The 8,306-nt window shown below is 64.2% G+C and carries 9 protein-coding genes; 5 read left to right on the plus strand and 4 right to left on the minus strand.

Annotated elements, in window-relative coordinates; all coding sequences use genetic code 11:
• A partial coding sequence (locus F0Q45_RS28715; protein WP_223163934.1) for a hypothetical protein occupies positions 1-219 on the plus strand: 219 nt, incomplete at its 5' end.
• 116 nt (positions 220-335) lie between these two features.
• Here the strand turns inward: F0Q45_RS28715 and F0Q45_RS22480 are convergent.
• Together F0Q45_RS22480 and F0Q45_RS22485 are read right to left on the minus strand one after the other, a co-directional pair.
• Positions 336-1,220, minus strand: a complete 885-nt coding sequence (locus F0Q45_RS22480) for an amidohydrolase family protein (protein WP_149656022.1) — start codon at positions 1,218-1,220, stop codon at positions 336-338.
• Between the two features lie 371 nt (positions 1,221-1,591).
• Positions 1,592-1,924, minus strand: coding sequence for a type II toxin-antitoxin system death-on-curing family toxin (locus F0Q45_RS22485; RefSeq protein WP_262491121.1), 333 nt, complete (start codon positions 1,922-1,924; stop codon positions 1,592-1,594).
• Positions 1,925-2,014: 90 nt separating this feature from the next.
• Between F0Q45_RS22485 and F0Q45_RS22490 the strand changes: the two genes are divergently transcribed.
• Entirely contained in the window at positions 2,015-2,962 is a 948-nt protein-coding gene (locus F0Q45_RS22490; RefSeq protein WP_149656023.1) for an alpha/beta fold hydrolase, read from the plus strand.
• On the opposite strand, the gene F0Q45_RS22495 is transcribed toward F0Q45_RS22490, so the two are convergent.
• Positions 2,890-3,519, minus strand: a complete 630-nt coding sequence (locus F0Q45_RS22495) for a phosphoribosylanthranilate isomerase (RefSeq protein ID WP_149656024.1) — start codon at positions 3,517-3,519, stop codon at positions 2,890-2,892. The genes F0Q45_RS22490 and F0Q45_RS22495 overlap by 73 nt on opposite strands.
• Positions 3,520-3,599: 80 nt before the next feature.
• Between F0Q45_RS22495 and F0Q45_RS22500 the strand changes: the two genes are divergently transcribed.
• The 3 genes from F0Q45_RS22500 (at position 3,600) to F0Q45_RS22510 (ending at position 7,712) form a co-directional block, all read left to right on the plus strand.
• Positions 3,600-4,691: a glycoside hydrolase family 6 protein gene (locus F0Q45_RS22500; RefSeq protein ID WP_262491122.1), complete on the plus strand. Its 1,092-nt coding sequence runs from the start codon at positions 3,600-3,602 to the stop codon at positions 4,689-4,691.
• Between the two features lie 236 nt (positions 4,692-4,927).
• Positions 4,928-6,127: a cytochrome P450 gene (locus F0Q45_RS22505; protein ID WP_149656026.1), complete on the plus strand. Its 1,200-nt coding sequence runs from the start codon at positions 4,928-4,930 to the stop codon at positions 6,125-6,127.
• A gap of 145 nt (positions 6,128-6,272) precedes the next feature.
• Positions 6,273-7,712 (plus strand): FAD-dependent oxidoreductase, encoded by a 1,440-nt coding sequence (locus tag F0Q45_RS22510; RefSeq protein WP_149656027.1) that lies wholly within the window; start codon positions 6,273-6,275, stop codon positions 7,710-7,712.
• A gap of 326 nt (positions 7,713-8,038) precedes the next feature.
• On the opposite strand, the gene F0Q45_RS22515 is transcribed toward F0Q45_RS22510, so the two are convergent.
• Positions 8,039-8,306, minus strand: a 268-nt coding sequence (locus F0Q45_RS22515) for a DUF5313 family protein (protein WP_188113104.1), incomplete at its 5' end; no start/stop codon positions are given.

Below are 8,306 nucleotides of genomic sequence, written 5' to 3' on the forward strand. Positions count from 1 at the left end.
ATGAAGCCGGCATCAAACCCGGAGCGGTTTGTTATGCTGTCGACGCGCCATGAATCGAGTCCTCCTCGCCCCAATTCTGAGGCATCGGACTCCCACAGCAACTGGCCCGGACCGGAGGGCTCACGTCAGGGAGCGCATCGGGACGCGGTGCGGGCCAAGGTGCTGCTGATCGCGGCCGACGGTATGGCCAACACCGCGATCGGGCTGAGTCAACGATGACCGTGGGAATGCGTTGGCCGTGCTGAAGTGTTGAGCACAGGCATGGCCGGGCCTATCCCAAGGCAGATCTCGGTCTTCGTGCTCGAATAGCACACACCGCAGCGGCGCAATCCGCGTTAGCCGCTAGGCAGACCAAAGAGGCGGGCACCGTTGTGGTACAACACGTTTCGTAGCCACTCGTCGTCAATGCCAGGCAGCCGGGCAAGGACCCGCATTGCGTCGATCAAGCGGTACGGGATGTTTGGAAAGTCGCTGCCAAAGAGGATGCGATCGCCGTGATCGCGCAACCGCGTGTATTCCGCCCGCGGGAATGGCATGGTTTCCTCGATGAATGGGGTGAACGCCATCGTCGTGTCCAGCCACACCTGGTCGTAACGGTCGGCTAAGTCGAGAAATTCGGTGTATTCGGGCATACCTAGGTGCGCGACGATCAAGCGCAATCTGGGATGGCGCTTTAGCAACGCCGCGACAGGCTCCGGTCCGGTGTGCTCGCCGGGCGCGGGCCCGGATCCGCAATGTATGACGACGGGAATGGCGGCGTTCTCTACAACTCCCCACGCCGCGTCGAGTAGCTGATCTGTGGGATCGTAGCGGCCAACTTGTATGTGTGCCTTGAACACCCGCGCCCCGTCGTCGACCGCACGCCGGACGTAGGCCTCGACGCCGGGTTCGGGATAGAAGGTGGCAGTGTGCAGACAGTCGGGGGTCGCCGCGGCGAACTCCGAAGCCCACTCGTTGAGCCAGGCCGCCATATGGGCTTTGTGGGGATAAACCAACGAGGTGAATGCGCGCACCCCAAAAGCGCGCAGGATGTCCACTCGGCGCTGCTCGTCGGTGCGGTACGCGATCGGCCATGGGCGTCCCACCAGCGGCCCGGCGCTGTCGAAGTACTGCCAGACCTTATCCATCACCGGCTTGGGCATGAAATGCGTGTGGACGTCTACAATTCCCGGCAAGCCAAGCGACTGCCACATCCGACGTACCGATTCCGTCTCCTCCATCACCCGTCAGGATTGCATAGGCATGCCCAAAGCAAGTCGACGAGGCGAGACCTCAACTTCGGATAAGCCGGCGTTCATCACACTCGTCAGCCGCATGGATCGGCCGAGGCCGCATCGCCGCCGAGGATCCGTGCGCGACCGTCGTCAAGCACCTTCGGCACTGGTTGGGCTATGACGTTTGCACGCAGCTGGAAAGGCTGCCTGCCGTCCGTGCTCGGTCGCCGAATCGGTGGCCGGATCCGCGTTTTCTCCGCTGTCTGTGTTGTCAGCGTGATGGTGCTTGCCCGGCGCGGACGGTGCCGGTGATCGACGCTACGAAGATTGCCGCGACGATCGGCTTGCTGGCGCTGGTGACCGCGATCACGGTCGGTTCAGCAGTCCTGGTAGCTCCACTCCTGTAGCTGATCGGCAATCTTCTGAAGATCGGCGGGGACACCGGTGGCCACCCGGATCACGAAGTGGAAGCGTTCGTCCTCGGGAGCGCTGATCCACTGACTGTTGATAGCCAGGAAAGTAAGGCAAGCTGTCCACGCGAGTCGCTTGTTACCGTCCACCAGCGCGTGGTTGCGCGTCAGGGAGTGCAGCAGCGCGGCGGCCTTGAGGTGCAGGTTCGGGTAGGCATCCGCGCCGAACACTGTCGCGCGGGGCCGCGCCAGAGCTGATTCGAGCAAGCCGTAGTCCACCCTCGAAAGCCATGGTGTCACGCACGCCTCCAGGAAGGCCGCCCGCTGGCATGATCCACGATTAAACCAAGCCGCGATGGCACAAATTGAAAAGGTTCTGGGTGAGATCACATGACCAGCTGCGCAATTCGCCGTCTCGTAGTGGCTGCCGTATTGCTGCTTGCGCTGGGGGGCTGCGGCACCCACCCAGTGACTAGCCGCACTGCACCGGTGTCGGGCGCGGCGGGTGACTTCGCCGGTCCGGTAAACATTGGCAATGGCCGTCACCTCTATCTCGAGTGTCACGGCCAAGGTGGCGCGACCATCGTTCTGGAATCGGGCTACCACGATTCGTCCGATCCGTGGAGCCTGACCGACGCGGCGGCGCCCGCGGTGGGTCCGGCCGTGCTGCCCGCACTTGCCGGCGACTACCGCGTCTGCGCCTACGACCGGCCCGGCGCGCTGCGCTATACCAACCCGCCCAGCGTGACCGATCGCAGCTCACCAGTCGCGATGCCGCGTACCGCCCAAGACGTCGTCGGCGACCTGCATGAGCTACTTGCCACTGCGCGAGTTCCGGGCCCCTATGTCCTCGTCGCACACTCGCTGGGTGGATTATTCGCCCGGCTGTACGCCCAAACCTACCCAGACCAGATGCGCGCCATGGTGTTCGTCGACGCCTTCGCTGTCGAAATACCGACGTTGATGGGATCCGACTGGCCCGCCTATCGGCAACTTTTGAATGAACCGCTACCGCAATTTGCGAGTTCGTCTTCGTTTGAAGTTATCGACATCGACAAAAGCGTCGCCCAGGTTGCCGCTGGCCATCAATTTCCGCCCATCCCTATCGTCGTGCTGACCAAGACCCAGCCGTTCCCGTTTCCCGCGGCCGCCCCGCCCGGGCTGGCCGCAAAGGTGGAACAGACATGGCAGCAGGCGGCGTCAAACGTGGTCGCGCTCCGGCCGCAGACACCACACCTGTTCGCTACCGGCAGCGACCACTACATTCAGGTCCACCAACCGGACCTAGTCGCCGCCAGCGTCGGCCTCGTGGTGAAAAGGTCGGCAGCGAGTCGTTGACATCGAAGGTCAGCGCGTTGACCGCTACCAGCGGCGCGGCTACAACGAATGTCGTGGTCATGGCCTGATCTGAGAAATCGCCACGGGTTGGCTCTGATCCGCCAGTCATGGGTACGCCCGGTGCCCCCAAGCCGTGCGGTGGTGCGCGTGTCTAGTAGCACCGCGTGCGCTGCCGTTGCGGCTTCGCGGGCTGCGTCGATGGCGCATGGTCCCGTGACGTGGACGGTCCGGATGATGCGCAGCGACCGGCGTCGGTGCCAGAGCTTCCGCATCGAGTCGGCCGAAACACCATCACCATGCACTTGGATGGTGTCGACGCCGATCGTTTCGGCCAGATGAAGGATCTCGTCTGGGTCGGGGAGATGGGTGACGAGGACGGTGGAGATGAAAGCCGGTGCGGCCGAACAGACTTCGCGAGCACGGGGCGCAGATAGTTCGTCTTCGCTCACGTGCGTAATGCCGACGATCACACCGAGAGCGTCGGCGCCGGCCTGCACAGCAACGTTGAGGTCCGCGACCGAGCCAATGCCGCAGATCTTGGTGCGAACCCTGCCCATCGTGTCATCGTGCCACCGCGAGGCGACCACCCGGCAAGGTGAGTTGCTGGCCCCGCAGTGTCGATTCGAGGCGCTAAAACCTGACCTGCGGCTTGCCCGGCCAGGCCGCCCTCAGCTGTCGGGGATTGGCGATTATTACGATTCGGCACTATTTTACTGGCGTGACGTCAATAGGAGCAGGTGCAGTTTCGCGGTGGATCGCCCCCTTCCTGGCCGTTGCGGCCGTGGCTGGCATGGGCTTCGCCGACCCCATGCAGCTCGGTTCCGTCCCGGCGGTGCGGCTGGTTGATGCGTCAAACCCACTGGCCGGGCAGCCCTTCTACGTCGACCCGGCGTCGGCGGCCATGGCCGCCGCGCGCGGCGCCAATCCGCCAAATGCCCAGCTGACCGCTATCGCCAGCACACCGCAGGCTTACTGGCTTGACCAGGCATTTCCCGCCGGCTCAGTCGGCGGGAGGGTCGCGAGCTATGCCGGCGCGGCACAGGCTGCGGGCAGCATGCCCATCTTCGCACTCTATGGAATCCCCCATCGCGACTGCGGTAGCTACGCATCCGGTGGGTTCGCCTCGGGCGCGGACTACCGCGCATGGATCGACAGCATCTCGTCCGGTCTAGGCGGCTCGCCCGCGGCGATCATCGTCGAACCCGATGCCCTCGACATGGCCGACTGCCTGTCGGCTGACCAGCGCCAGGAACGCTTTGATCTGATCCGCTACGCGGTGGACACGCTTACCCACGATCCGGCCGCCGCGGTGTACGTCGACGGCGGACACTCGCGCTGGTTGAGTTCCGAGGAAATCGCCTCCCGGCTCAACCAGGTCGGCGTTAGCCACGCGCGGGGCTTCAGCCTCAACGTCTCGAACTTCTTCAGCACCGATGAGGAAACCGGCTACGGCGAAGCTATTTCGGGCATGACGAACGGTGCGCATTACGTCATCGACACGTCGCGCAACGGCGCCGGACCCGCGCCCGACTCCGCACTCAGCTGGTGCAACCCCGGCGGCCGGGCCTTGGGCACTCCGCCCACCACGGCAACTGCGGGCGCGCACGCCGACGCCTATCTGTGGGTCAAACGTCCCGGCGAATCCGACGGATCATGCAACGGGGGCCCCGCCGCCGGCCGCTTCGTGAGCCAGTACGCCATTGACCTGGCCCAGAACGCTGGCCAGTAAGAATCGCACCCGCAGACCGCAGCTGCCGACCGCACGTGTGGATGGTAAGGCGTGCCGCTCCGGCTACGCGAAACGCTCGATCGCGGCGATGGCTCAGGCGCCGCGGCCTCCTCGGCCGAGACAGCACCCGGAAGCTCGCTGGAGTCACATGAGTCCGTCCCTGGTAATTGTCCAGCCGTGACCATCCGGCCAATAGGCGACGGCAGTGTCATTCCCGACCAACCAGATGAGGCACCATGACGCAGTTGTTTACCCCGGAGATGCTCACCGACCCCTACCCCGTCTACAACGAGCTTCGAGTCAGCGACCCGGTGCACTGGCATGAGCCCTTCGGTGCGTGGGTGCTGACCCGCTACCGCGACATCTTGTCCGCGTTCACCGACCCGCGGCTTTCCTCTCGACGTGCTGAGCCCTTGAAGAGCTTGGCCGCGGAGAAAAAACTCGATCCCTTCTTCGCGGAGCTTTCCTGCCGCATGGATTTCCAGGACCCACCGGAGCACAGCCGCCTTCGCGGCCTCGTGAGCAGGGCTTTCACCCCCAGAGTGGTGGAGCGGCTCACAGCAGCTGTCCAATCGGTGGTCGACGACCTCATCGACCAGGCCATCGCTCGCGGCGGGCCGATAGATGTCATGGCTGATCTCGCCGTCCCGCTGCCCACGACCGTCATCACCCAGCTATTGGGAGCAAACGCCAACGACCGCGACCATCTCAAGCACCTCTGCGATGTCTTCGTCGGCTTCTTCAAGACGGTGCCGTCGGACACCACTGTCGCGGAGTACGAACGCTCGGCAGCCGCGGCCGGCGAACTTCGGCGGTATTTCCGCGCTGTCGTCGCCGACCCGCCGCCGCAAGCTTGGGGGCATTTGCTGGCCGACCTCGCCGCGGTCGACGAGGCTGACGGCGGCGCGCTGACCGAGGATGAGTGGGCCGCCAACGCCATCCTGCTGCTCCACGCCGGCAACGAAACGACCACCAACCTGATCGGTAACGGCCTGCTGGCGCTGCTGCGCAATCGCGAGCAGCTGGAACTGTTGGCTCGCCGACCCGAGCTCATCCAACCCGCAGTCGAGGAGCTGCTTCGATATGACAGCCCCATTCAGTTCACCTACCGAGTAGCCGGCGAAGAGTTCGACATCGACGGCACCACGATTCGCCGGGGTGACTTGGTACATCTGGTGGTCGGTTCGGCCAATAGGGACGCCGAGCAGTTCCCGAATCCCGATCAACTCGACATCCAGCGCCAGCCCAATCGTCACCTCGCCTTCGGCCACGGTCCGCACTTTTGTCTCGGCGCACCACTGACGCGACTAGAGGCCGCCGTGGCGCTAACCAGCTTGATCCGCCGCTTCCCGGACATGGAATTCGCCGACGAGCTACCCCGATTCCAGAACAATTACGTGCTCAGAGGACTTGTGGCTCTGCCCATCGCGGTCTGACGAACAATGTGAGGGGGCCCCGGCGAACCCGATAGTCTCGGGTAACGGTTCGGGCACGTTTCAGTGATGCCGTGATGCGTGATCGAGGACCACCTATCCCGTTAGTTGACAATGCGGGGCATGAACCATTCGCGGGAGCCCAACGTTGGCGCGTGAGATCTCACGTCAGACCTTTCTGCGGGGTGCCGCCGGAGCGTTGGCTGCCGGTGCGGTTCTCGGCCCGGTCCGGGCTACCGCCGCTCCGAATACATCCGGCTGGGAGAGTCTTTCCGCCGCCATCGGCGGGCATGTGGCGCGGCCGGACGACGGTCCTCAATTCTCAACCGCCAAGCAGGTTTTCAATACCAACTACAACGACTTGACGCCGGCGGCGATCGTCACCCCGACGTCGGCGGCGGACGTGCAAAAGGCGATGGCGTTCGCTGCTGCCAACAACCTCAAGGTCGCTCCGCGCAGTGGCGGGCACTCCTACGTGGGAGCCTCCACGGCAAACGGAACCATGGTGCTTGACTTGCGTCAGTTGCCCGGGGACATCAACTACGACGCTGCCACCGGGCAGGTCACGGTGACGCCCGCGACCGGTTTGTATGCGGTGCATCAGATGTTGGCGGGGGCCGGCCGAGGTATTCCGACGGGGACCTGTCCGACGGTCGGCGCTGCGGGGCACGCGCTGGGGGGCGGGCTGGGCGCCAATTCCCGGCATGCGGGGCTACTTTGTGACGCGTTGGCCTCGGCCACGGTGGTGCTGCCCAGCGGCGAGTTGGTGACCGCGTCTGCCACCAACCACCCCGATCTGCTGTGGGGGTTGCGCGGGGGTGGTGGCGGCAACTTCGGTGTGACCACCTCGCTGACATTCGCCACGTTTGCCGCCAAGGACCTCGACGTCGTGAACCTCAATTTCCCGCAGCAGTCGTTTGCGCAAGTCCTCCTCGGCTGGCAAAACTGGCTGCGCAGCGCCGACCGAAGCAGTTGGGCTCTGGCGGACAGCACCACCGACGCGCTGGGTACGCAGTGTCGTATTCTTGCGACCTGCCCGGCCGGGTCGGCTGGCAGCGTAGCGGCCGCCATCATTTCAGCAGTTGGCATGCAACCCCTCGGTACTGAGAACCACACGTTCAACTACATCGACTTGGTGAGGTACCTGGCCGTCAACAACCTCAACCCGGCACCGCTGGGATATGTGGGCGGATCCGATGTCTTTCCCACTATCAATGCTGCCGCCGCTAAGGGGATCGCCGCGGCCGTCGACGCTTTTCCCCGGGGCGCGGGGCGCATGTTGGCGATCATGCATGCCCTCGACGGCGCCCTAGCCAGTGTGGCACCTGATGCCACCGCTTTCCCGTGGCGTCGGCAGTCTGCGTTGGTGCAGTGGTACGTCGAAACATCCGGTGATCCGTCGGCAGCGACCAGCTGGCTCAGCACGGCACATCAAGCGGTGCAACCGTATTCAGTGGGTGGTTACGTGAACTATCTCGAAGCGAATCAGCCCCCGTCGCGCTACTACGGCCCCAATTTGTCGCGGCTGAGCGCCGTACGGCAGAAATATGATCCCGGCCGGGTGATGTACTCCGGGCTGAACTTCTAGCGGCTGCGGTGCCCCAGGCGCCACCGGCAAGCCAAACTGCAAATAACAATGCTTGGTGCGTTGACGCACCACGACCTGCCCTCCGTCCTTCGGAAGAAAGCCCAGGCCGTCGGCGCGCATCTTCTCCGCCGGTGCTGTCGTAGGCTCAATAAGCAAGCGCCGCAGTATAGTCCGGGGTCGTCCGCGCCTTGCTGGGCTGTCCCCGCACCAGCCGGCAGGCCACTTACGACCTGCGCCGCCTCCAACGCAAAAGGGGTCATTGTCAGGCTGCCCGGTCATCACCGCTACCAACTCACCGCCCTGGGCCTACGTGTCGCGGCGCTGTTCTAAAACGGGCTGCTGTTGGACTGCCACTGCGCCGACTCTGGCCGTGGGCCGTAGCGGCGAACGTAGTCCTCATGCATCTTCGCTTGCTTCTTGCGCCTGATCACGTCGACCAGGTTGGCGTCGAGACTGTGCTGCGCCAGTCGGTGCCGGCGCCAAACCTTATTCAGTGCAAACGACATCAGCAACGACCAGATGTAAATCGGTGCCGTCATCTCGAAGTGCACGTACAGCGAAGCCGGCATCAGCCAAAACGGGGCCAGCACCAAA

The organism is Mycobacterium simiae (assembly GCF_008370645.1).
GTDB classification, from domain to species: Bacteria; Actinomycetota; Actinomycetes; order Mycobacteriales; family Mycobacteriaceae; genus Mycobacterium; species Mycobacterium simiae_A.